The sequence below is a fragment of the Pseudomonas linyingensis genome, assembly GCF_900109175.1.
GTDB lineage: Bacteria > Pseudomonadota > Gammaproteobacteria > Pseudomonadales > Pseudomonadaceae > Geopseudomonas > Geopseudomonas linyingensis.
In genome coordinates, this window is sequence record NZ_FNZE01000003.1 from 210,752 (window position 1) to 233,534 (window position 22,783).

Genomic DNA, 22,783 nt, shown 5'->3' on the forward strand with positions numbered 1-22,783 from the left:
CGGGTTTTTTATGCTCCGGAAAACCCCCGGCGCGCGGCTGTCCCTTTAATACCCGTCGTCCCTTAGACTAGCGGGCCCACCGGCAGCGCCGGCCATCGACTTGCGAGGTGTTCATGACCATCCGATCCACCCTGTCGCGCCTCGCTGTGGCGCTGCTGGTCCTGGCGGGCGCGAACCAGGCGCTGGCTGCCGGCAAGTGCGAGCGCCTGGTGGCGACCGGCAATCCGGACCAGCCACCCTATCTCTGGCGGGATCCGCAGAACCCGCAGCAGCTGGTCGGCGCCAGTGCCGACCTGCTCAAGGAGTTGGGCAAGGCGCTGGGCGTGAAGGTCGAGGTGATCTACGCCGGCAAGCGCGCCAGCGCGGAGGCCGATGCGCTGAACGGGCGGGTCGATCTGCTGGCCGGCAGCTACCTCACGCCGGCGCGTCTCGAGCAGTTCGACTTCATCCATCCGGCCTATCTCGAGGTGCCGGTGCAGGTCTGGGCGCATCGCGACCGGGCTCCGCTGTTCACCCAGCTGGCCGATCTGGCTCGCCATCGCGGGCTGGTGGTCGCGGCCGGCAATCTCCCCGAGCCGCTGGCGCAGCAGGCTGCCGAGCAGTTCAAGCTCCAGCGCTCCACCCAGGCGAGCGAGGCCCTGCAGCAGTTGTGGCTGGGCAAGGTCGACTATCTGCTGCTCGAGCGCCACTCCGGCGCCGCGCTGGTCGAGCGGCTGGGCATGGCTGCCGATCTGCAGCCCCTCGAGCCCGCACTGGGCAGCGAGCCGTTGTTCCTGGCCCTGTCGCATAACTCGGCCTGCAACGATCCCTGGTTGCGCGGCAAGCTGGCCAGGAAAATGACCGAATTTCGCACCGCCGGCCTGCCGCAGACCCTGCTGCAGCGCAACCTGGAGCGCTGGAAAGCCCAGCGCCCAGAGACGGTGACCCCCTGAGCAGGATGTTTTCGATGACACAACGTATGTGTGCCGTACTGGCACTGTTGCTGCTGGCCGGCTGTGCCAGCGATCCGGTGCCCGAGGCGCAGTTGCAGGTCACCGAGGCGGCGCTGGTCCAGGCCCGCGCGGTCGGTGCCGGCGCCGAACAGGCAGAACTGGGCCAGGCCGAAGCTGGCCTGGAGGCCGCTCGCCAGGCGGCCGGGCGCGAGGAGAATCGGCAGGCGCGCATGCTTGCCGAGCGGGCCGAGCTGGATGCCCGTCTGGCTGAGGCGCAGGCCCTCACCGCGAAGAATCGCGCGCAGATCGCCGAGCTGAGAAGCGAGCTGCGGCGCCTGCGCACCCAGCTGGGAGAGCAGCCATGACGACGTCGCTCAAGCATGTTTCCCTGTGGCTGACGAGCCTGGCCCTGCTGGCTGGCTGTGCTGCGCATGGCACACCGCCGCCGGCACTGACGCAGGCGCGCAGCAGCTACCAGCAGCTGGCCGCGGACTCCGCGGTGCTGGCCAGCGCGCCGAAGGATGTGATGCGCGCCGGCGACTCACTGGAGCGGGCCGAGCGTCTGGCCAGCTACTGGGGCAGTGCGGAAGATGTCGAGCACTATGCCTACCTGAGCCAGCGCTACAGTGCGATCGCTCGCGAGCACAGCGTACTGACGGCGGAACAGCAGCAGCTGGCGCGTCTGCAGCTGGAGCGCGAACGCCTGCAGCTGGCCCTGCGCGAGGCCCGCCTGATCGGTGTGCAGCAGCAGGGCCTCTGGCTGGAGGAACAGATGCTCAGCCTGGCGACCACCGAGACCGAGCGCGGCCTGGTGATGTCGCTCGGCGACGTGCTGTTCGACGCCGACCGCGCCGAACTGAAGGGGGCGGCCAACCGCACGGTGCTCAAGCTGTTCCAGTTCCTCCAGCTCAACCCGCAGCGCACCGTGCGCATCGAAGGCTACACCGACAACCGTGGCCTGGCGGACGATAACCTGGCGCTGTCCAGCGCCCGGGCGCAGGCGGTGGCGGACGTGCTGATCGACCTGGGTATCGCTCCCGAGCGCATCAAGGTGCAGGGCCACGGCGCCGCCTTCCCGGTGGCGGCCAATGCCTCGTCCCGTGGCCGGGCGCAGAATCGTCGGGTCGAAATCGTGTTTTCCGACGAGCAGGGGCGCCTCGCGCCGCCGCGCGAGTAGTGCGTGACGGCCGATGTGGTGAGAATAGTGCTCAGCCAGAGCCGGCGGCGGGGTAGCCGGCGCCCACTCCTGCGAGGCCTGCGATGAGCATCGTGCGCGTTTTCCTTGGTCTGCTGCTGGCGGTGCTGGCCGCCTGCGATGGCGACAAGCCTGAGGCGCCGCAACCGCAGGCGCCGGCGCGCAAGGAGATCCAGTCGCCGGCGCCGGTTGCCGTGCCGCCGCCCGTTGCCGCCCCGGAGGCTGTCGAGTCCGCCCCCGCCGCGCCTCCGGTGGAGCCCCCGGCGGCCACGCCGGAGCCGGCACGGCCTGCGCCTCGGCAACCCGCGGTTTCTTCGCCTCCGCCCAGGGCTGCCACCTCCACCGCGCCGGAAGTTGTGGTCCCCCTGGACCTCAGTCTGCCCGCCGAGCTGCTCGAGCGCCTGCCAGGCGAACAGCCGCTGCAGCAGGTCGTCGAACCGCAGCCCCTGCTGCCGCCATTGTTCAGTGAAAAGACGCAGCCGCAGTCCTTCGAGCTGGGCGGCAGGCTGATCACCAACGAGGGCCCCCCCGCTGTCGACGAGGACAGCTGGCACGAGCTGGAAGGCGCCGAGCTGGAACTGCGCTTTCGCCGCTGAAGCGGGAGGCTATTCGTCCTCGCCGTCCTCCCTGCGCGCCTTGGCGTCCTGCTCGGCGTTGCGTTTGTGCATGCGCTCCAGCTCTTCCTCGCTGAGCGGCATCTTGTCTGCGCTGTCGCGCAGCAGCAGCAGGCTGCCGATCACCGTGCCGAAGGCCAGGGCCAGAAACAACCAGGCATACCAAGGCATGATCTTCTCCATAAGTTGACGTCGCCTTCACCATAGCGCCGGCTGCGGTGGCTGTCTTGCCTGATCGGTCAGCGCTCCGGGCGGCGCGGGCTTGCGCTACAATGCGCGGCGATTCGACTTGCCGAGAGAGCCCCATGTCCTGCCAGACCCCGATCATCGTCGCCCTGGATTTTCCCACCCGTGAAGCCGCGCTGGCCCTGGCCGAGCGCCTCGATCCGCAGCAGTGCCGGGTCAAGGTCGGCAAGGAGCTGTTCACCCGCTGTGGCCCGGCCGTGGTCGAGACCCTGCAGCAGCGTGGCTTCGAGGTGTTCCTCGACCTGAAATTCCACGACATCCCCAACACCACCGCGATGGCGGTCAAGGCTGCCGCCGAGCTGGGCGTGTGGATGGTCAACGTGCACTGCTCCGGCGGCCTGCGCATGATGGCGGCCTGCCGCGAAACCCTCGATGCCATGAGCGGACCCAAGCCGCTGCTGATCGGCGTGACCGTGCTGACCAGCATGGAGCGCGAGGATCTGGCGGGGATCGGCCTGGATGTGCAGCCCCAGGAGCAGGTGCTGCGCCTGGCCGCCCTGGCACAGCAGGCCGGTCTTGATGGTCTGGTCTGTTCGGCCCAGGAGGCGCCGGCGCTGAAGGCCGCGCAGCCGGCGCTACAGCTGGTGACCCCGGGCATCCGTCCGGCCGGTAGCGCGCAGGACGACCAGCGCCGCATCCTCACCCCGCGCCAGGCGCTGGAAGCCGGTTCCGACTATCTGGTGATTGGCCGGCCGATCAGCCAGGCCGCCGACCCGGCCGCCGCGCTGGCTGCAGTGGTGGCCGAACTGCACGGCTGAATTTCTCGTTCCTGACGCGGCGGGCGGGGAGGTGCCGATGAGCGAGTTCGATCCCTACCGACCGCCGCAGGCACCGCTGCTCGATCCGCACCTGCCGGCCGCGTTCGTCGGCGGCGCCTGGAGCCGCAGCCAGCTGCGTCTGCTGGGTGCCCTGGCCCTGGGCTACCTGTTCGGTCTGTTCGTCCTGCTGGCGCTGAGCCTGTGGCAGCTGCTGCATCCGCAGTTCGCACCGCTGCCCCTCACCCATCTGCTGGGTCTGCTGCTGGCGCTGCTCTGGGGCTACCTGTTGCTGCGCCTGCGCGCGCTGCTGGCCAGCCGCTTCGGGTTGCACGATGGCCTGGACTGGCCCCTGGCGCTGCAGATAGTGCTGGGCCTGCTGGCGGTCGGCTTCGCGGCGCTGCTCGACGAACAGGTGCTGAACCCGCTGTGGCTGGATCTGGGCAGCTTCGCGCTGTTCGTCGCGCTGGGCCTGAGCGTGCTGCGCTTCGCCCTGTGCCTGCAGCGCATCCCCCAGCCCTATCCGGCGCTGCGCCTGTTGGCCTGGCTGTTGCTGCTCGCCGGCATCGCCTGTGCCAGCGTGGTGCTGCTGGTGCCGGCACTGCTGCTTGGCTTGGCTGCCGGCGCGGCGCTGGCCTGGGTGTTCTTCACCGCCGCCGGCGAGCTGCCGGAGTGAGCATGTCGGCTCGAGGGGCCGCCTTGCTCATTGCGCTGTGCGCTGCGCCCGGCGCAGCGCACAGCGCAATCTGCTGCGGGACGAGCCCCCGTGGGCTCACTCGTCGCGACCTTCCAGCATGGTCCGCTTGAGCAGCACGTAGACCGCGCCGGTGCCGCCGTGCTTGGCCAGGCAGGAGGTGAAGCCGAGCACCTGCGGGTGCTGGCGCAGCCAGGTGTTGACGTGGCTCTTGATCATCGGTCGGCGTCCGTCGGTGCGTGCCGACTTGCCGTGGGTCACCCGCGCGCAGCGTACCTCGAAGCGTGCCGCCTCGGCGAGGAACTCCCACAGGGTAGCGCGTGCCGTCTCCACGCTCATGCCGTGCAGGTCGAGACTGCCCTCGAAGGCGATCTGCCCGGCCTTGAGCTTGCGCATCTGACCTTCCTGCACGCCGTCGCGCGCCCAGTACAGTTCGTCCTCGGGACCGACGTCGATGACGAACAGGTCGGACAGGCCGTCCACCGTGGTGGTCTGCTGGGTCAGGATCGCGTTCTGCTGGCGACTGCTGAGTTGCTGGCGGTCGGCCTTGGGCTTGCCGGTGTCGGCGCGCTCCTCGACCTTGATGCGCTTGACCCCGCGCATCTCGCTGTGAAACAGGGAAAAATCGTCGTCTGCCATGCTGGCTCTCCACATCAAGGCGGCCATTTTAGCGGATGCGGCGGCGCGGCGGGCGTTCGGCTAGAATGCGCGACCCATCACCGAGGAACCCTGCCATGAGCGCCGACCACAGCCGTCTGCAAAGCATCCGTGACCTGATCCGCTGGGGTGTCAGCCGCTTCCATGGCGCGGAGCTATTCTTCGGGCACGGCACCGACAACGCCTGGGACGAGGCGCGAGCGCTGGTGCTGGGCGGCCTGCATCTGCCCTGGGACATGGCGGCGGACTACCTCGACTGCCGTCTCGAGCTGGACGAGCTGGAGGCGGTGCGTGCGCTGCTGCAGCGGCGTATCGACGAGCGCATCCCGGCCGCCTATCTGCTCGGCGAGGCCTGGTTCTGCGGCCAGCCGTACTGCGTCGACGAGCGCGTGCTGGTGCCGCGCTCGCCGATCGCCGAGCTGATCGAACGCCACTTCGCGCCCTGGCTCAAGGGCACGCCGGCGCGCATCCTCGACCTGTGTACCGGCTCCGGCTGCATCGGCATCGCCTGTGCCCATGCCTTCCCCGAGGCTGAAGTGGTGCTCGCCGACCTGTCGTTCGACGCGCTGGAGGTGGCCAACCTCAACATCGAGCGTCACGAGGTGGAGGAGCGCGTGTATAGCGTGCAGGGTGACGGCTTCGACGGCCTGCCGGGGCAGCGCTTCGACCTGATCGTCTCCAACCCGCCCTATGTCGATGCCGAGGACTTCGCCGACATGCCGGCCGAGTTCCACCACGAGCCGGCCATGGGCCTGGCCTGCGGCGACGATGGCCTGGATCTGGTGCGGCGCATGCTCGCCGAGGCCGCCGACCACCTCACCGAGGATGGCCTGCTGGTGATCGAGGTGGGCAACAGCCAGGTGCACGTCGAGGCCGCCTACCCGGAAGTGGAATTCACCTGGGTCGAGTTCGCTCGCGGCGGCCACGGCGTGTTCGTGCTCAGCGCCGAGCAGTGCCGTCGGCACCAGGCGCTGTTCCGCTCGCGTCTGCAGGGCTGAGCAAGCGCTCAGGGCAGGATGAAGCGCGCCAGCCCGTCGAGCAGTTCGCCGGCCAGTGGCAGCTGCGGGTCGTTGTAGGACGCCAGTGGTGGCGCGTCGGCGGGCACGATGCGCAGCATGTGGTTCATGCCCTCGATCACCAGCAGCTGGGCCTCCGGCTTGGCCTGCAGCAGCAGCTGCGCCTCTTCCACGTCGACCTGGAAGTCGTGGCTGCCCTGGATGATCAGCGCCGGGATCGGCACCTGGGCGAAGGCCTCGGCCGGGCGCTGCCGCAGCAGCGAGATCAGGTAGGGCTGCACGCTCGGGCGCAGCAGTACCCGCAGCTTCGGCGCTACCTCGGCCACCGTGTGGCCCCGTTCGAGTTCGCGCAGGATCGTCTCGGTTTCCGCCGCCAGCAGTGGCGGCAGGCGGCCCTGCAGCTGCTCGCGGAGCACGGTGCCGAGCGGGTGGGCGATGCCGGATACGCTGACCAGCGCATCGGCACCGGCGTCCACCGCGGCCAGGGTGGCGATCAGCGCGCCTTCGCTGTGGCCGAGCAGGATCAGCTGGGAAAAGCGCGGATCGGTCTTGAGCAGCTGCCCCCAGGCCACCGCGTCGGCGACGTAGGCCTCGACGCTCAACTGCTCCTCGCGCGGTGCCACCGCCCGGCTGGCGGCCACCCCGCGCTTGTCGTAGCGCAGGCTGGCGATGCCGCGCTCGGCCAGGCCGAGGGCCAGGCGCTTGAGGCTGTCATTGTTTCCGCCAGCGGGGTTGTTGCCGTCGCGGTCGGTCGGGCCGGAGCCGGCGATCAGCAGCACCACCGGCGCCGGCTGCGCGGTTGCGGGCAGCATCAGGCTGCCGTGCAGGGTGCCGCCGGGCACGACCAGATCGACCGGCCACTGCAGGATGCTCGGCAGGCCTGCCCGGGTCAGGCCTGAACACAGCAGGAGGGTCAGCAGCAGGAGCGCTCGGAACATGCAGGGACGGCTCGCAAGGACGTGAGGGTTGACGGAACGGGGAGGGCGCCGGTGCGGGGGTGGCAGCTTGCCGGCGTTTCCCCAGCAGGCGGACGCTTGGGTATACTTTGCGGCTCTCTATTTTTCTTTTCCCGCCGCGGAGCATCCTGCATGTCTGGCAATACTTACGGCAAGCTGTTCACCGTCACCACTGCCGGTGAAAGCCATGGTCCGGCGCTGGTCGCCATCGTCGACGGCTGCCCGCCGGGGCTGGACATCTCCCTGGAAGACCTGCAGCGCGACCTCGACCGCCGCAAGCCCGGCACCAGCCGCCACACCACCCAGCGCCAGGAAGCCGACGAGGTGGAAATCCTCTCCGGCGTGTTCGAGGGCAAGACCACCGGCTGCGCCATCGGCCTTCTGATCCGCAACACCGACCAGAAGTCCAAGGACTACTCGGCGATCAAGGACCTGTTCCGCCCGGCCCACGCCGACTACACCTACCATCACAAGTACGGCCTGCGCGACTACCGTGGCGGCGGCCGCAGCTCGGCGCGCGAGACCGCCATGCGCGTGGCGGCCGGCGCCATCGCCAAGAAGTACCTGGCCAGCCTCGGCATTCAGGTGCGCGGCTACATGAGCCAGCTCGGTCCGATCGAGATCCCGTTCAAGACCTGGGACTCGGTGGAGGAGAACGCCTTCTTCAGCCCCGATCCGGACAAGGTGGCCGAGCTGGAGGCATACATGGACCAGCTGCGCCGCGACCAGGATTCGGTCGGCGCGAAGATCACCGTGGTTGCCGAAGGCGTGCCGCCGGGGCTGGGCGAGCCGATCTTCGACCGCCTCGACGCCGAACTGGCCCACGCGCTGATGAGCATCAACGCGGTCAAGGGCGTGGAGATCGGCGCCGGCTTCGCCTCGGTGGCCCAGCGCGGTACCGAGCACCGCGACGAGCTGACCCCGGACGGCTTCCTGTCCAACAATGCCGGCGGCATCCTCGGCGGGATTTCCTCCGGCCAGCCGATCGTCGCCCACCTGGCGCTCAAGCCGACCTCGAGCATCACCACTCCGGGCCGCTCCATCGACATCCACGGCAACCCGGTGGAAGTGATCACCAAGGGTCGTCACGATCCGTGCGTCGGCATCCGCGCCACGCCGATCGCCGAGGCGATGATGGCCATCGTGCTGATGGACCACCTGCTGCGCCACCGCGCGCAGAACGCCGACGTGCAGGTGATTACCCCGGTGCTGCCGCAGCTGTGAGTCGCCGCGTAGGTTGGGTGGAGGCCCTGGCCGCTACCCAACATGCGGACTGTCGGCTGTCGCTGCGCGCTAGCCAGCCGGCGGGGCGAGCATGACTTTCGCGTTGCCCTACTGGCGCCTGTCCGGCTTCTACTTCAGCTACTTCGCCCTGCTTGGGGCGACGGCGCCGTTTCTCGCCCTGTATTTCGATCACCTGGGCTTTTCCGCGGCGCGCATCGGCGAGCTGGTGGCGATTCCCATGCTGATGCGCTGCGTGGCGCCCAACCTGTGGGGCTGGCTGGGCGATGTCACTGGCCGGCGCCTGTTGATCGTGCGCCTCGGCGCGCTCTGCACCCTGGTCAGCTTCGCCAGCATCTTCTACCGCCAGGACTACGCCTGGCTGGCGCTGGTGATGGCCCTGCACGCGTTCTTCTGGCATGCGGTGTTGCCGCAGTTCGAGGTCATCACCCTGGCCCACCTGCGCGAGCAGGCGGCGCGCTACAGCCAGATCCGCCTGTGGGGCTCGATCGGCTTCATCTGCACGGTGGTCGGCCTCGGCGCGCTGTTCGAGCGGCTGAGTCTGGATGCCTACCCCTGGACGCTGATCGGCATCATGCTGGCCATCGTCCTCAGCAGCCTGTGGATTCCCAACGCCCAGCTGCAGGTACACGCCGGCGAAACCGGGCGCGGCGGCTTTTTGCAGCAGCTGCGCCGTCCCGGCGTGCCGGCGTTCTATGTCGCGGTGGCGCTGATGCTGCTCAGCCACGGGCCGTACTACACCTTCATCACCCTGCACCTGGAAAGCCTCGGCTACAGCCGCAGCCAGATCGGCTGGCTGTGGGCGCTCGGCGTGCTCGCGGAGATCGTCCTGTTCCTGGTGATGGCGCGCCTGCTGGCGCGCTTCTCGGTGCGCCAGGTGCTGCTCGCCAGCCTGCTGCTGGCCGCGCTGCGCTGGCTGCTGCTGGGCAACCTGGCCGAGCACTGGCCGGTGCTGCTGGTGGCGCAGGTCATGCATGCCGCCACCTTCGGCAGCTTCCATGCCGCTGCGATCCACTTCGTGCGCCACAGCTTCGCCGCCCGCCAGCAAGGGCAGGGGCAGGCGCTGTATGCCGCGCTGTCCGGTGTCGGCGGCGCGCTCGGCGCCCTGTATGCCGGCTACAGCTGGAACAGCCTCGGCCCGGCCTGGACCTTCGCCCTCGCCAGCCTGGCGGCCCTGCTGGCTGCCGTGATCATCGCCCGCCGCCTGCGCGAGCCGGAGCTGGCACCCTGAATCCGCTCTTCGCCACCCGAATATTCGAGATCCCCAAGATGACCGATCAGCGCGAACTCCTCACCCGGCAGATCATCGAGGCCGGCCGCTTCCTCTACGGCCGCGGCTGGTCGCCGGCCACCAGCAGCAACTACTCGGCGCGCCTGGCCGCCGACCAGGCGTTGCTCACCGTGTCCGGCAAGCACAAGGGCCAGCTGACCGAGAACGACGTGCTGGCCACCGACCTTGCCGGCAACAGCCTGGAGCCGGGCAAGAGGCCGTCGGCCGAGACCCTGCTGCACACCCAGCTGTACGCCTGGCGCGCCGACATCGGCGCGGTGTTGCACACCCACTCGGTCAACGCCACCGTGCTGTCGCGCCTCACTCCTGGCGACCAACTGCTGCTGGAAGACTACGAGCTGCAGAAGGCCTTCAGCGGGGTGACCACCCACGAGGGCCAGGTGCTGGTGCCGATCTTCGACAACGACCAGGACATCGCCCGCCTGGCCGGCAAGGTGCAGCAGTGGCTGGATACCCATCCCGACTGCGTGGGCTACCTGATCCGCGGCCACGGCCTTTACACTTGGGGTCCGCAGATGAGCGATGCCCTGCGCCAGATCGAAGCCTTCGAATTCCTCTTCGAATGCGAACTGAAGACCCGCCAGGTGCTGGGTCGCTGAGCCCTACTCGACCAGACAAGCCGACTTAACAAGGAACCGCCCATGAGCCGCCTGAGCGTCTACCACGAGTCCACCCCGCAGCTGCCGAACAAGGTGCTGACCCACGCCGAGGACATCGCCGCCACCCTGGCCGAGGTTGGCGTGCGTTTCGAGCGCTGGCAGGCCAGCGCGCCCATCGCCCCCGGCGCCAGCCAGGAGGAGGTGATCGCCGCCTACCGCCACGAGATCGACAAGCTGATGAGCGAGCAGGGCTACGTCACCGTCGACGTGATCAGCCTGGACCGCAGCCACCCGCAGAAGGCCGAGCTGCGCGCCAAGTTCCTCGACGAGCACACCCACGGCGAGGATGAGGTGCGCTTCTTCGTCGCCGGCCGTGGCCTGTTCACCCTGCACGTCGGCGACCACGTCTACGCGGTGATGTGCGAGAAGAACGACCTGATCTCGGTGCCGGCCGGCACCCGCCACTGGTTCGACATGGGCGAGGAGCCGCACTTCGTAGCCATCCGTCTGTTCAACAACCCCGAGGGCTGGGTGGCCAACTTCACCGGCGACGCCATCGCCAAGAACTTCCCGCCGCTGGAGGACTGACGGTGCCGATCAAAGCCATCCTCACCGACATCGAAGGCACCACCAGCGCGGTCAGCTTCGTCTTCGACGTGCTGTTTCCCTACGCCCGCGAGCACCTGCCGGCATTCGTCCGTGAACATGCCGAAGAGCCGACCGTGGCCGAGCAGCTCGCCGCCGTGCGCGCCGAGAGCGGCGAGGGCGACGCCGACGTCGAGCGGGTCATCGCCATCCTTCTCGAGTGGATCGCCAGCGACCGCAAGGCCACCCCTCTCAAGGCACTGCAGGGCATGGTCTGGGAGCAGGGCTACCGCGCCGGCCAGCTCAAGGGCCACGTCTATGCGGACGCGGTGGACGCGCTCAAGGCCTGGAAAGCGGCCGGCTACGACCTGCATGTCTACTCCTCCGGCTCGATCCAGGCGCAGAAGCTGATCTTCGGCTGCTCCGAGGCCGGCGACCTGACCCCGCTGTTCTCCGGCTACTTCGACACCACCAGCGGCGGCAAGCGCGAGGCCGAGTCCTACGCACGTATCGCCGCGGCCATCGGCCGCCCGGCTGGCGAGATCCTGTTCCTCTCCGATGTGGTCGAGGAGCTCGACGCCGCCCAGACTGCCGGCATGGCCACCTGCGGCCTGGCCCGCGACGGCGGCGAGCTGGCCGGACACCGGACGGTGGCCAGCTTTGCCGCCATCGAGCCGGCCGTCTTCTGACCCCAACCCGACGGGGCTTGCGCAATTTGCCAGCCAGCCGCCCGGCGGCGGCTGGTCTGCCACGGGGCCGTCACACGGCGGTTCCAGACTGTCGCAAAGGCTGCTCGCTGCCTAAAATCCCGATTCTCTGCGAAACCCAGGTTTCGCTATATTTTCAATGACTTGCAAGGAAAATACGCCCATGAGCGACTACCAGGAAACTCTCTACGATGGTTACGGCCAGCGCTTTCGCATCGACGAGATGCTCCACGAAGTGCGCACCGAGCATCAGCATCTGGTGATTTTCCAGAACGCCCGCATGGGTCGGGTGATGGCGCTGGACGGCGTGATCCAGACCACCGAGGCTGACGAGTTCATCTACCACGAGATGCTCACCCACGTGCCGATCCTCGCCCACGGCCTGGCCAAGCGCGTGCTGATCATCGGCGGCGGCGACGGCGGCATGCTGCGCGAAGTCGCCAAGCACCGCAGCGTCGAGCACATCACCATGGTCGAGATCGACGGCACCGTGGTCGAGATGTGCAAGCAGTACCTGCCCAACCACTCCAAGGGCGCTTTCGACGATCCGCGTCTGAACCTGGTGATCGACGACGGTATGCGCTTCGTCGCCACCACCGAGGAGAAGTTCGACGTGATCATCTCCGACTCCACCGACCCCATCGGTCCGGGCGAGGTGCTGTTCTCGGAGAACTTCTACGAGGCCTGCCGCCGCTGCCTGAACGACGGCGGCATCCTGGTCACCCAGAACGGCACCCCGTTCATGCAGCTGGGCGAAGTGCAGACCACCGCCAAGCGCATGCACGGCCTGTTCGCCGACTGGCACTTCTACCAGGCGGCGGTGCCGACCTACATCGGCGGCGCGATGACCTTCGCCTGGGGCAGCACCAACGCCGACTACCGCAAGCTGCCGCTGGAAACCCTGCGCCAGCGCTTCGCCGGCAGCGGCATCGTTACCCGCTACTACAACGCCGACGTCCACCAGGGCGCCTTCGCCCTGCCGCAGTACGTGCTGCAGGCGATCCACAAGCCGAGCAACGACTGATACCTGCACGCAGCAGGCAGCAATAGCGAAGGGGCCCGATCAGGGCCCCTTCGCGTTTGAGACGGGATTGCTGCCGCCATCTGCAGTCTGTGCCTTGACCCTCCCTCGTATTGCCGAGGGTACAGGTCCGGGTGAGCGGCTGGCTTCCCGGTTGGTTGATGGTCACACCGCCTGGTTGATGGGTGGCGTGCCTTCCTTCATCCCTTGCATGATCTGATTGCGGAACTCCGGAGTGTCTTCGTAGCCGTGCACGCTACGTCCGTGCTCGACAACGGCTTCCAGCAGTTCCTCCTTGGTGTCGGCGGCCAGTGCCACTGTGCACTTCACGTCGCCCGGGTGGTCCCGGCAATCGATGTAGTACCTGGACATGATGGCGCCCTCCAGATCGCTAGGGCCCAACTGGCCTGACCTCCCTCCCGCTATGGTGGGAGTCAGGGCCCTGAAGTCGACAGCTCCGAGCTTTTTGTTGTTGGCCTGGGGCTGTCTGGCTCTGTTTTAAGTATAGGTCGCCACGTTCATCCGCCACCTTGCGGCGGGAAATTCCGCCGAGCGGTCTGCGGGCTTCAGGGGCGGCAGGCGGCCATCTCCTCCATCAGTGTGCGGACCAGTTCGCCGGCCGGCAGCGTGCGGGCCATCCCGGCGGCCTGGCCGGCCCACAGCGACAGGTATTCGCTGCGCCCCTGGCGGACGGCGGCCTGGCGAATATCGCCAGTCAGCGCATTCTGCACCGGATAGGCGGGCACCTCGTCTTCCGCCGCCGCCAGGCGGCGCATGAAGTCGTTGGCGATGCCGCGCGCCAGGCGGCCGGAGAAGGCGCGGGTCAGGCGCGTGCTGTCGTCGCGGGCGGCGAGGATCGCCTCCTTCCAGATCGAGGGGATGCCCGACTCCGGGCAGCAGAGGAAGGCTGTGCCCAGTTGCGCGGCCTGGGCGCCGAGCAGCAAGGCCGCGGCGATGCCACGGCCATCCATGATCCCGCCGGCAGCGATCACCGGGATGTTCACCGCCGCCACCACCTGCGGCAGCAGGGCCAGCAGGCCGAGGCAGGACTGCTGCGGATCGCCGAGGAAGGTGCCGCGATGGCCGCCGGCCTCGCTGCCCTGGGCGCAGATCAGGTCGGCGCCGACCGCTTGCCACGCCAGGGCCTCTGCCACCGTGGTGGCGGTGCCGATCACCCGGCAGCCGGCGGCATGGAAGCGCGCGACGGTGGTCGCGTCGAGCAGGCCGAAGGTGAAACTGACCAGCGGCGGCGCCAGCTCCAGCAGGGTTTCGATCTGCGCGCGGTTGTCCTCGCAGAAGCGCGCCGGCCGGCTACCGGGTGGCAGGCCCAGTTCGGCGCGCAACGGATCGAGGCGTGCCTGGGCGCGGGCCACTTCCTCGTCGCTGGGATCGGGGTTCTCGAGAATGAACAGGTTGACGTTGAACGGGCGGTCGGTCAGCGCACGCACCCGTGCCACCCCCTCGCGCATCGCCGCCGGCGACAGCGTGGCCGCGGCGAAGGAGCCCAGGGCGCCGGCGTTGCATACGGCGGCGACCAGCTCCGGGGTGGTCGCGCCGCCGGCCATGGGTGCCTGGATCAGCGGATGGCGTACGCCGGTGAGGGTGGCGAACGGCGTGTTGGGTGCGGACATGGCGTTTCCTCCTGGAGCCTGGACAGTCCGTAGTCTGGCCTCAATGCAGCGGCTTGACCATGTACAACGCCGGCACCCGGTAGGAGGCCAGGTTGTGCTGCTGCACGGACTCCAGTTCGGTTTCGGCGACATAGCCCAGGCGTGCCCAGAAGTCCTCCGAACCTTGTACCGAAACCAGTGCGGAATATTTGATCTGTGGGCTGCGCCCGTGCTCCAGGTTGCGCCGCACCAGCGCCGGGCCGATGCCGCGTCCGGCGGCGCGGCGCGCCACGGCGAGGTCGTGCAGGTACAGGCAGTCCGGACTGTTCGGCGCGCTGAAGGCGCCGTCCAGTGGCGTGACCTTGCCGGCCAGGGAGCGGTAGCCAAACAGGTAGGCGCACAGGCCGTGCGCATCCTCGGCGACCCAGGCCAGTTCGGGAAAGCTGTGCAGGCGCTGGCGGATGATCGCGGCGCTTTCAAGCAGCTCGTGGGGGTAGGACTCTTCCTGGATTGCCAGAACGGCAGGGATGTCGTCCTCGCTCATCAGGCGCAGGTGGTAATTCATGGGCAGTTCGGCAGGGATCGATCGATGGGCTTTCGCGGGAGCAGGGAAGGGGCTGGCCAGTCGGTGGATAGTGGTGGCGACGCGCAAGGGCTGTCGCCCCACGACACGGCAGCGCAATTATTCCAGATTGGCGCCGGCAAGTATGCCCCGTGCGCTGGCGCAGGGATATGCGGTGCGCAATCAGTAATCCAGACGCGCGCCCTGCAGTCGGCCGTGCACGGTAATCAGGTCATAGGTGCGCTCCTCATCCTTGAGCTGATTGACGATCCGGGAGGCGAGCTTGTTAGCGGCGCTGCTCAGTCGCTGGCAGTCCTTCATGGCGGGCATCGCCTGCAACTGGCGGTTGACCTCGAGGGCTGCCTTGCGACCAATCTGATGATGACCGAGTTCATGCTGGTTCAGCGCCGTCAGATAACGCTGGAATCGTTCGCGCAGGATATCGCTGCCGCCGACTAGGCGTGGCAGTTGAATCGTGGTGTTCAATCCGGTGGAAACCTCACTGATCCGGCAATCGCCATTGGCATCCGTAGCCCATTGATAGCGCCAGTTCACCCGCCAGCTGGTGTAGGCATGGAAGGTTTGTCCGTCATGCCGGATCGGCGAAGTATTGTTCAGCGCCCGTGCCAGTGACCTGGAATTGTTGGCCTGAACTTCATAGTCGCTATAGGTGAGTGATTCAGTGATTTCGGCGGAGGCAATTGGCGCTATCAGGGCGAGCGTCATGAGGAAAGTGGCCTGCTTGAGCCTGCGGGCAACGCCTGACGGGCTTGGCTGGCAAGCGCTGGTGCAGTTGAGGTTTCTCATGGTGGTGTGCCCCTGCAGGCTACCCGCATCCTTATTTCCGGGTGCGCAAATGCGCGCACAAGACTCGGTGCGGGATGGCGTTAATTGTTTTCTGATGTATTAATGTGCTTGCAATATTGAAGCTAGCAGGGGTTTTGGTGGCTTCTTGAAGTTCTCTATATGAAATTCGGCGATTGCAGGTTGGCAGGTTTATTTTGAATAATTAATTATGTGTTTAGTTGGCGGCAATAAGTTGTTGTCGGTGTTGTTGCTGGTTATGGTCGGAATTTTTTTGGCTACTTGCTGCGCGTCGAAGAGTCCGTACTCGCATGTGGCCGGGAACACCGGCGGCGGTTGGGTTTTCCTTGTTTATCAGCACTTACGGTGTCGGCGAGGTCAGTCTGATGACGCCTGGCAAGCCGGATGGTCGGCAGGATCTGCTGATCTGGCCGTTGTCTGCTTCGGTTGGGTTTATGAGATGAATATTGTTTTTTGACGTTTAGGTGCGATGTTTTTCTGTCGTCGACGGGGCTGGTCTTTCGTCCAGCGGCATTGGCTCTCGTCACGATCAAGGACGGTGCGCGCAGCCGTGCCTGCCAAAGGCTCGCCGGCAAGTGGGAGAGCGCTATACAGCAGCCATGTTTTGGGTCTAGGCTGAACTCGCTGTGGATTTTCAACTGATGAAAAACCAAGGAGTGCGGGCAATGGCTACGATCGCTCCAGACGATATCAGCAGCACCGTTTTGCGCCGGATGAAGGAGGGTGGTTTCGACTTTGCCCGCGTTCATCCGATCGAGTTTTATGCGATTTTCACCGACGAGGAGAAAGCGCGGCAGGCGGCAAGGAGTTTCCGCGGCGAATCGCTGAATGCCCAGGTCAGTCAGCGTGAGGGGGGCTGGCACTTGCAGGTGAGCAAGGTGATGTACGCAACCCATGCCGGCATCGATGATTTCGAGCATGACCTACAGGAGCTGGTAGCTCCGTTGGGTGGCGTACTGGATGGCTGGGGCGTGACCCAGGAGGTGGTCGAAACGCGACCCTGAAGGCTTGCTGGAAGGTAATCCCGTTCGCCGTTGCAGGAGCAGCGGCGGAGGGAATTTCTATTGTTGCCCGACTTCCGGGCACGTGCCCGGTGAGTGATGGCCGGTCTGCGTTGTTTTGAGGCATGCACTTTGCCGGCGCAGGAACGCGGTGCGCCATTTTGGCGCGCTGGTGCCTGTTTTTTTGTATAAGTATCTGATTTAAATGGAATTATAAGAATGGCGCGGCTCTTGCATTATCCATGGCAAGAGGCACAAACAGGGAGCCCGCGAGCATGGTTCGCAGCACTTACGATGAGATGTACGACGTCCGGGGCGATTGCCGGGCACACTATCGAACCTTCGCCCGCTGGTTGGCCGCCACGCCGGCCGAGCAGCTGGAGCAGCGCCGACGCGAGGCGGACCTGTTGTTCCATCGCGCGGGCATCACCTTCACCCTGTATGGCGACGATCAGGGTACCGAGCGCCTGATCCCCTTCGATACCATCCCGCGCAGCATCCCGGCGAGCGAATGGCGCAAGATCGAACAGGGCTGCATCCAGCGCGTACGTGCGCTGAACATGTTCCTCAGCGACCTCTATCACGACCAGCGCATCGTCAAGGCCGGGATCGTCCCGGCCGAGCAGGTGCTGGCCAACGAGGGCTACCAGCTGGCGATGCAGGGCATCGACCTGCCGCACAACCTCTATGCGCATATCGCCGGAGTTGATCTGGTGCGCGATGGCGACGGCACCTACTACGTGCTGGAAGACAACCTGCGTACGCCCAGCGGCGTTTCCTACATGCTGGAAAACCGCAAGATGATGATGCGCCTGTTCCCGGAGCTGTTCGCCGGGCAGCGCATCGCGCCGGTCAACCACTATCCTAACCTGCTGTTGGATACCCTGAAGAGTTCCAGCCTGGTGGACCACCCCAGCGTGGTGGTGCTGACCCCCGGTCGCTACAACAGCGCCTACTTCGAGCACGCCTTCCTGGCCCGCGAGATGGGCGTCGAGCTGGTGGAGGGGGCCGACCTGTTCGTGCGCGACGAGCGCGTGTACATGCGCACCACCGCCGGCCCGCAGCCGGTCGACGTGATCTACCGGCGCATCGACGACGCCTTCCTCGATCCGCTGGCCTTCAATCCCGACTCCATGCTCGGCGTGCCCGGCCTGCTGGCGGCCTACCGCAAGGGCAACGTGGTGCTGGCCAACGCCATCGGTACCGGAGTGGCCGACGACAAGTCGATCTATCCCTACGTCCCGGAGATGATCCGCTTCTATCTGGACGAGGAGCCCATCCTGCAGAACGTGCCGACCTGGCAGTGCCGCAAGCCGGCCGAGCTGTCCCACGTACTGGCCAACCTCGAGCAACTGGTGGTCAAGGAGACCCAGGGCTCCGGTGGCTACGGCATGCTGGTCGGCCCGGCCGCCAGCCAGGCGGAGATCGAGACCTTCCGCGCCCGCCTCAAGGCCAACCCGGCAGCCTACATCGCCCAGCCGACCCTCAGCCTGTCGACCTGTCCGACCTTCGTCGACAGCGGCATCGCGCCGCGGCACATCGACCTGCGGCCGTTCGTGCTGTCCGGTCGCGAGGTGCGCCTGGTCCCCGGTGGCCTGACCCGCGTGGCGCTGCGCGAGGGCTCCCTGGTGGTGAACTCGTCGCAGGGCGGCGGCACCAAGGACACCTGGGTGGTCGAGGAACCGACCGTCGCCGCTGAATCACGCGAAGTCTGAGCGAGAACCGTCATGCTGAGTCGTACTGCTGCCGATCTGTACTGGATGTCGCGCTATCTGGAGCGCGCGGAAAACATGGCGCGGATGCTGGATGTCAGCCATTCGCTGTCGCTGATGCCGCAGGGCGGTCGCGGCGATGGCTTGGAAGAGCTGGCCATGCCGCTGCTGATCACCGGCACCCTGGATGCCTATCTGGAGCGCCATGGCGAGCTGGACGCCGAGCGCATCCTGCACTTTTTCGCCCTCGATGCCGACAATCCGGCGAGCCTCTACAGTTGCCTGCGCGCGGCGCGGGCCAACGCCCACGCGGTGCGCGGGCGGATCACCGCCGACGTCTGGGAGAACATCAATGCCACCTGGCTGGAGATGCGCCACATCGCCGCGCAGTCGCCGGCGAATTTCGGTGCCAGCCATTTCTGCGAGTGGGTAAAGGAGCGCTCGCACCTGTTCCGCGGTGCCACCGAGGGCACCATCATGCGCGGCAATGCCTACCGCTTCATCCGTCTCGGCACCTTCATCGAGCGCGCGGACAATACCCTGCGTCTGCTCGACGCCCGCAACCAGCTGATGGGCGACGAGCCGCCGGGCGACTCCTCAGCACGCGACTACTTCCAGTGGAGTGCGCTGCTGCGCGCGCTGTCGGCCTACGAGGCGCATGCCGCCCTGTATCGCGGCTCGCCCAGGGTCGCCCAGGTGGCCGAGCTGCTGCTGCTGCGCCCCGAGGTGCCACGCTCGCTGCGCAGCTGCATCGGCGCCCTGAGCCAGATCCTCGCCGAGATTCCCGGCAACAATGGACGCCCTGCCCAGCGCATGGCCGCCGAGCTGGAGGCGCGCCTGCGCTTCACCGGCATCGAGGAGGTGCTGGAGGAGGGACTGCAGGCCTGGATTCACGACTACATCCTGCTGGTGCGCCAGCTGGGTAGCGCCGTCCACAGTGCCTATCTGGAGGCCGTATGAAGCTCGCCATCCATCACGGCACCACCTATCGCTACGCCGACCAGGTGCGTGCCAGCATTCAGTATCTGCGCCTGACGCCGCAGGACAGCCCGCGCCAGCGGGTACTCGACTGGGCGCTGGAGCTGCCGCAGTCGGCCCATGCACAGCGCGACGGCCACGGCAACATTCTGCACGTGCTGACCCTCGACGAGCCGCATCAGGCCATCGTCATCAAGGCTCATGGCCATGTGGAGATCGACGAGAGCTGCGAGAGCGAGAGCGATCCGGGCTCGCCGCTACCCTACCTGTGCAGCACCGCCCTGACCGCGGCCGATGCCGCCCTGCGCACGTTTGCGCGCAGCGTGTGTGGCAAGTCGCGCGACCGCGCGGCACTGATCGGCTTGATGGAGCGCTTGTACCAGCACATGCCCTTCACCCCGGGCGCGACCCGCGTCGAGACCACCGCTGCGCAGGCCTTCGCCCTGGGCGCCGGAGTCTGCCAGGACCACACCCATGTGTTCCTCGCCTGCGTGCGCAGTCTGGGCATTCCGGCGCGCTATGTGTCCGGCTACCTGTGCGCCGCGGGCAGCGACCAACTGGTCAGCCATGCCTGGGCCGAGGCCTGGCTCGAGGGCGCCTGGTACAGCTTCGACGTGACCAACCAACTGGCCCGTCCCGAGCGCCACCTCAAGCTCGCGGTCGGCCTCGACTATCTCGACGCCTGCCCGGTGCGCGGCATGTGCCGCGGCGGCGGTCAGGAGCAGATGCACGCCCAGTTGCAGGTGGTCCCCCAGCAGCAGGAACAAGCGCAGGAGCAGTGATTGCCGCGGCCGCCGGCCGCACGGGTTGCGCGGCGGCCCGGCGCCCATGGCGAGTGGGCGCCGCTTCGGTTACAGCCGGCGCATCAGCCACTTTTCCAGCTCCACCAACAGCAACACGGCCAGGCCGCAGGCCGCCACCAGCGCCCAGCCCGCGGCGTCCAGGGCGGCGGTGCCGAACAGCGTCTGCAGCGGGGACCAGTGGCTGAACGCCAGCTGCAGCGGCAGCAGCACGGCGACCATCGCCCAGACCATCGGGTTGTCACTCAGGGAGAAGCTCGCCGGCCCCTGCAGGCGGCGGGCGCAGAACAGGTAGCCGATCTCGCCGGCCACCAGGGCGTTGACCGCCAGCGTCCTGCTGACCTCCAGCGACATTCCTGCCCCCTGGGCATACAGGAACAGGCCGAGGCTGGCGCCGCTGAGCAGCAGGCCGACGAACAACAGGCGCCACAGCAGTTGCCCGCACAGCAGCGGTTCGGCCGGATCGCGCGGCGGGCGCTGCATCAGGTTGTCCTCGGCCGGTTCGAAGGCCAGTGCCAGCGACAGGGTGATGGCGGTGATCATGTTGACCCAGAGGATCTGCAGTGGCGTGATTGGCAGGCTGCCCAGCCCCATGGCGATGGCCGCCAGCAATACCAGCGACTGCCCGGCGCTGGTCGGCAAAATGAACAGGATCGACTTGCGCAGGTTGTCGTAGACCGTGCGGCCTTCTTCCACCGCATGGGTGAGGGTGGCGAAGTTGTCGTCGGCCAGCACCATCTGCGCGGCCTCCTTGGCCGCCTCGGTACCCTTGATGCCCATGGCGATGCCGATGTCGGCGCGCTTGAGCGCCGGGGCATCGTTGACGCCGTCGCCGGTCATCGCCACCCGCTCGCCGCGGGCCTGCAGGCGCTCCACCAGGCGCAGCTTGTGCGCCGGGTTGGTGCGGGCGAAGACCGTGGTGTCGGCCAGGCGCGCATCCAGTGCGGCATCGTCGAGCTGGTCGATTTCGGCGCCGGTCAGCGACGTGCCGCCGCCCAGCCCCAGGCGTTCGGCGATCACCGCGGCGGTGGCGGCATGGTCGCCGGTGATCATCTTCACCGCGATGCCGGCGCTGCGGCATTCGGCGATGGCGGCGATGGCCTCCTTGCGAGGCGGGTCGAGCATGCCGACCAGGCCGAGGAGAATGAAGTCGCCCTCCAGGTCGGCGTAGTCGAGCTGGCTCTGTGGTTTCGACAGCGGGCGCATGGCCAGGCCGATCATGCGCAGCCCGTTGGCCGCACCCTCGTGCAGGCGGGCATGCCAGACGCGCGGATCGAGACGCTCGGTGTTGCCGTCGTGCAACTGGTGGTTGCACAGCTCGAGCAGCCGCTCCGGGGCGCCGAACAGGTAGATCAGGCCGTGGCCGGAGTGGTCGTGATGCAGGCTGGCGGTGCAGCGCAATTCCGGGCTGAACGGAATGCTGTCGACCCGTGGCAGGCGGCCCAGCTCATGGGCGCCGTCCAGTCCCAGCTTGCCGGCCAGGGTGAGCAGCGCCGCTTCGGTGGGGTCGCCGCTGATCTGCCAGCCTTCGGCGCCCTGCCGCAGGCTGGCGCTGTTGGCGAGCAGGCCGGCGCGGGCCAGTTCGAGCAGGTCATCGGCCGGCGGTGCTGCGAGCAGGCAGCCCTCGCGGCTCAGGCTGCCGCTGGGCTCGTAACCGACTCCGCCGATCTGGTAGCTGTGCGCCGTGGTGAACACCTGCTGCACGGTCATCTCGTTGCGGGTCAGGGTGCCGGTCTTGTCCGAGCAGATCACCGTCACCGCGCCGAGGCTCTCCACCGCCGGCAGGCGGCGGATGATCGCGCGATGGCGCGCCATGCGCTGCACGCCGAGGGCGAGGACGATGGTCAGCACCGCCGGCAGGCCTTCGGGAATCGCCGCCACCGCCAGGCCGACGGCGGCCATCAGCATCTCGCTGGGCGAGTAGTCGCGCCAGAACACGCCAATCAGGAAGGTCAGCACGGCGAGCAGGAGGATGGCCGCGGTGAGCTGCCGGGCGAAGCGCTGGATGTCGGCCAGCAGCGGGGTCTGCAGGCTTTCCACCCGGCCCAGCAGGCCACTGATGTGGCCCAGCTCGGTCCACTGGCCGGTGGCCACCACGACGCCCGTGCCGTTGCCGGCACTGACCAGGGTGCCGGAGTAGGCCATGCCGTGGCGGTCGCCCAGGCTGGCGGCGCGCTCGACGGCGGCGCAGTTCTTGTCGGCCGGCAGCGATTCGCCGGTGAGCATGGCCTCGTCGATGCGCAGCTCGCGACAGTCGACCAGGCGCAGGTCGGCCGGTACGCGGTCGCCGGCTTCGAGCAGGACGATGTCTCCGGGCACCAGCTGCTCGGCCGGCAGCGAATGGCTAACCCCGTTGCGGCGCACTCGGCTGTCGAGGGTCAGCAGCTTGCGGATCGAGCGCATGGCCTGTTCGGCCTTGCCCTCCTGGATGAAGCCCACCAGTGCGTTGATCACCACCACGCCGAGGATCACCAGGCTGTCCAGCGTGTGGCCGAGCAGGCCCACCAGCAGTGCCGAGCCCAGCAGCACGTAGATCAGCAGGTTGTGGAACTGCAGCAGCAGACGGCGGAACCAGCCCGTCCCGGCCGCTTCCGGCAGGCGGTTGGGGCCATGTTGGTGCAGGCGGCGCTCGGCTTCATCTGCACTCAGCCCGGCAGTGTGGCTGTGCAGCTGCTCCAGGCATTGCTGGGCGCTGCGTGCGTGCCAATCCTGTGGCTCTGCCGGGGGCATGGGGGTTCTCCTGGTGGTAACCGATCAAGGGCGATTCGCGTCGCCAGCGGCAAGT

General features: G+C 67.5%; 25 protein-coding genes. 17 read left to right on the plus strand and 8 right to left on the minus strand.

All coding sequences use genetic code 11. From position 1 onward, the window contains the following. Positions 1-113 precede the first annotated feature (113 nt). The 4 genes from BMZ19_RS05220 to BMZ19_RS05235 all read left to right on the plus strand — a co-directional run bounded on the left by BMZ19_RS05220 (position 114) and on the right by BMZ19_RS05235 (position 2,723). Positions 114-932 carry a substrate-binding periplasmic protein gene (locus tag BMZ19_RS05220; protein ID WP_090307911.1) on the plus strand — a complete coding sequence of 273 codons (819 nt, stop codon included), beginning with the start codon at positions 114-116 and terminating at the stop codon, positions 930-932. A gap of 14 nt (positions 933-946) precedes the next feature. Further along, positions 947-1,297 (plus strand): DUF4398 domain-containing protein, encoded by a 351-nt coding sequence (locus BMZ19_RS05225; RefSeq protein WP_090307915.1) that lies wholly within the window; start codon positions 947-949, stop codon positions 1,295-1,297. Further along, a complete protein-coding gene (locus tag BMZ19_RS05230) occupies positions 1,294-2,109 on the plus strand; it encodes an OmpA family protein (RefSeq protein ID WP_090307918.1) in 816 nt (271 codons plus the stop codon). Before BMZ19_RS05225 ends, BMZ19_RS05230 begins: the two co-directional genes overlap by 4 nt. 83 nt (positions 2,110-2,192) lie before the next feature. Beyond that, positions 2,193-2,723: a hypothetical protein gene (locus tag BMZ19_RS05235; RefSeq protein ID WP_090307921.1), complete on the plus strand. Its 531-nt coding sequence runs from the start codon at positions 2,193-2,195 to the stop codon at positions 2,721-2,723. A gap of 9 nt (positions 2,724-2,732) precedes the next feature. On the opposite strand, the gene BMZ19_RS05240 is transcribed toward BMZ19_RS05235, so the two are convergent. Next, the gene (locus BMZ19_RS05240) at positions 2,733-2,912 is read right to left on the minus strand and encodes a DUF2897 family protein (RefSeq protein ID WP_090308295.1); all 180 of its coding nucleotides are present in this window, start codon (positions 2,910-2,912) and stop codon (positions 2,733-2,735) included. Positions 2,913-3,046: 134 nt separating this feature from the next. Here BMZ19_RS05240 and pyrF point away from each other — a divergent pair, with 134 nt between their 5' ends. Next, complete coding sequence (gene pyrF, locus BMZ19_RS05245) at positions 3,047-3,745, plus strand: orotidine-5'-phosphate decarboxylase (RefSeq protein WP_090307924.1); 699 nt, start codon at positions 3,047-3,049, stop codon at positions 3,743-3,745. Positions 3,746-3,782: 37 nt separating this feature from the next. Continuing rightward, the gene (locus BMZ19_RS05250; protein WP_090307926.1) at positions 3,783-4,418 is read left to right on the plus strand and encodes a hypothetical protein; all 636 of its coding nucleotides are present in this window, start codon (positions 3,783-3,785) and stop codon (positions 4,416-4,418) included. 96 nt (positions 4,419-4,514) lie between these two features. On the opposite strand, the gene BMZ19_RS05255 is transcribed toward BMZ19_RS05250, so the two are convergent. Continuing rightward, positions 4,515-5,075, minus strand: coding sequence for a Smr/MutS family protein (locus BMZ19_RS05255; RefSeq protein ID WP_090307928.1), 561 nt, complete (start codon positions 5,073-5,075; stop codon positions 4,515-4,517). Positions 5,076-5,170: 95 nt separating this feature from the next. On the opposite strand from BMZ19_RS05255, the gene prmB reads away from it, so the two are divergent. Continuing rightward, positions 5,171-6,091: a 50S ribosomal protein L3 N(5)-glutamine methyltransferase gene (prmB, locus tag BMZ19_RS05260; protein WP_090307931.1), complete on the plus strand. Its 921-nt coding sequence runs from the start codon at positions 5,171-5,173 to the stop codon at positions 6,089-6,091. An 8-nt stretch (positions 6,092-6,099) separates the two neighbouring features. On the opposite strand, the gene BMZ19_RS05265 is transcribed toward prmB, so the two are convergent. Next, complete coding sequence (locus BMZ19_RS05265; protein ID WP_090307935.1) at positions 6,100-7,047, minus strand: alpha/beta hydrolase; 948 nt, start codon at positions 7,045-7,047, stop codon at positions 6,100-6,102. Positions 7,048-7,197: 150 nt separating this feature from the next. Between BMZ19_RS05265 and aroC the strand changes: the two genes are divergently transcribed. From aroC to speE, 6 genes are all read left to right on the plus strand, one after another. Continuing rightward, on the plus strand, positions 7,198-8,289 hold the full coding sequence (gene aroC / locus BMZ19_RS05270; RefSeq protein ID WP_090307938.1) for a chorismate synthase: 1,092 nt from the start codon (positions 7,198-7,200) through the stop codon (positions 8,287-8,289). A gap of 91 nt (positions 8,290-8,380) precedes the next feature. Beyond that, positions 8,381-9,538, plus strand: a complete 1,158-nt coding sequence (locus tag BMZ19_RS05275; RefSeq protein ID WP_090307941.1) for an MFS transporter — start codon at positions 8,381-8,383, stop codon at positions 9,536-9,538. Between the two features lie 38 nt (positions 9,539-9,576). Next, positions 9,577-10,197, plus strand: coding sequence for a methylthioribulose 1-phosphate dehydratase (locus tag BMZ19_RS05280; RefSeq protein ID WP_090307944.1), 621 nt, complete (start codon positions 9,577-9,579; stop codon positions 10,195-10,197). 42 nt (positions 10,198-10,239) lie between these two features. Next, entirely contained in the window at positions 10,240-10,785 is a 546-nt protein-coding gene (locus tag BMZ19_RS05285; protein WP_090307947.1) for a 1,2-dihydroxy-3-keto-5-methylthiopentene dioxygenase, read from the plus strand. A 2-nt stretch (positions 10,786-10,787) separates the two neighbouring features. After that, positions 10,788-11,471, plus strand: coding sequence for an acireductone synthase (mtnC, locus tag BMZ19_RS05290; protein WP_090307951.1), 684 nt, complete (start codon positions 10,788-10,790; stop codon positions 11,469-11,471). Positions 11,472-11,652: 181 nt separating this feature from the next. After that, a complete protein-coding gene (gene speE / locus BMZ19_RS05295) occupies positions 11,653-12,513 on the plus strand; it encodes a polyamine aminopropyltransferase (protein ID WP_090307953.1) in 861 nt (286 codons plus the stop codon). 162 nt (positions 12,514-12,675) lie between these two features. On the opposite strand, the gene BMZ19_RS05300 is transcribed toward speE, so the two are convergent. From BMZ19_RS05300 to BMZ19_RS05315, 4 genes are all read right to left on the minus strand, one after another. After that, entirely contained in the window at positions 12,676-12,882 is a 207-nt protein-coding gene (locus tag BMZ19_RS05300; RefSeq protein ID WP_090307956.1) for a DUF1059 domain-containing protein, read from the minus strand. Positions 12,883-13,076: 194 nt separating this feature from the next. Continuing rightward, on the minus strand, positions 13,077-14,141 hold the full coding sequence (locus BMZ19_RS05305) for an NAD(P)H-dependent flavin oxidoreductase (RefSeq protein WP_090307958.1): 1,065 nt from the start codon (positions 14,139-14,141) through the stop codon (positions 13,077-13,079). 40 nt (positions 14,142-14,181) lie between these two features. Next, on the minus strand, positions 14,182-14,664 hold the full coding sequence (locus tag BMZ19_RS05310; RefSeq protein WP_090308298.1) for a GNAT family N-acetyltransferase: 483 nt from the start codon (positions 14,662-14,664) through the stop codon (positions 14,182-14,184). Between the two features lie 201 nt (positions 14,665-14,865). Next, positions 14,866-15,489 (minus strand): DUF922 domain-containing protein, encoded by a 624-nt coding sequence (locus tag BMZ19_RS05315; RefSeq protein ID WP_090307961.1) that lies wholly within the window; start codon positions 15,487-15,489, stop codon positions 14,866-14,868. A 683-nt stretch (positions 15,490-16,172) separates the two neighbouring features. Between BMZ19_RS05315 and BMZ19_RS05320 the strand changes: the two genes are divergently transcribed. From BMZ19_RS05320 to BMZ19_RS05335, 4 genes are all read left to right on the plus strand, one after another. Further along, a complete protein-coding gene (locus tag BMZ19_RS05320; RefSeq protein ID WP_090307963.1) occupies positions 16,173-16,511 on the plus strand; it encodes a ribonuclease E inhibitor RraB in 339 nt (112 codons plus the stop codon). Between the two features lie 272 nt (positions 16,512-16,783). Then, on the plus strand, positions 16,784-18,223 hold the full coding sequence (locus tag BMZ19_RS05325) for a circularly permuted type 2 ATP-grasp protein (RefSeq protein ID WP_090307968.1): 1,440 nt from the start codon (positions 16,784-16,786) through the stop codon (positions 18,221-18,223). Positions 18,224-18,235: 12 nt separating this feature from the next. Then, a complete protein-coding gene (locus BMZ19_RS05330) occupies positions 18,236-19,180 on the plus strand; it encodes an alpha-E domain-containing protein (protein ID WP_090307971.1) in 945 nt (314 codons plus the stop codon). Continuing rightward, positions 19,177-19,980 carry a transglutaminase family protein gene (locus BMZ19_RS05335; RefSeq protein ID WP_090307975.1) on the plus strand — a complete coding sequence of 268 codons (804 nt, stop codon included), beginning with the start codon at positions 19,177-19,179 and terminating at the stop codon, positions 19,978-19,980. Before BMZ19_RS05330 ends, BMZ19_RS05335 begins: the two co-directional genes overlap by 4 nt. 69 nt (positions 19,981-20,049) lie before the next feature. Here the strand turns inward: BMZ19_RS05335 and BMZ19_RS05340 are convergent, their stop codons facing one another. Then, positions 20,050-22,728: an HAD-IC family P-type ATPase gene (locus BMZ19_RS05340; RefSeq protein WP_090307978.1), complete on the minus strand. Its 2,679-nt coding sequence runs from the start codon at positions 22,726-22,728 to the stop codon at positions 20,050-20,052. Between the last annotated feature and the right edge of the window lie 55 nt (positions 22,729-22,783).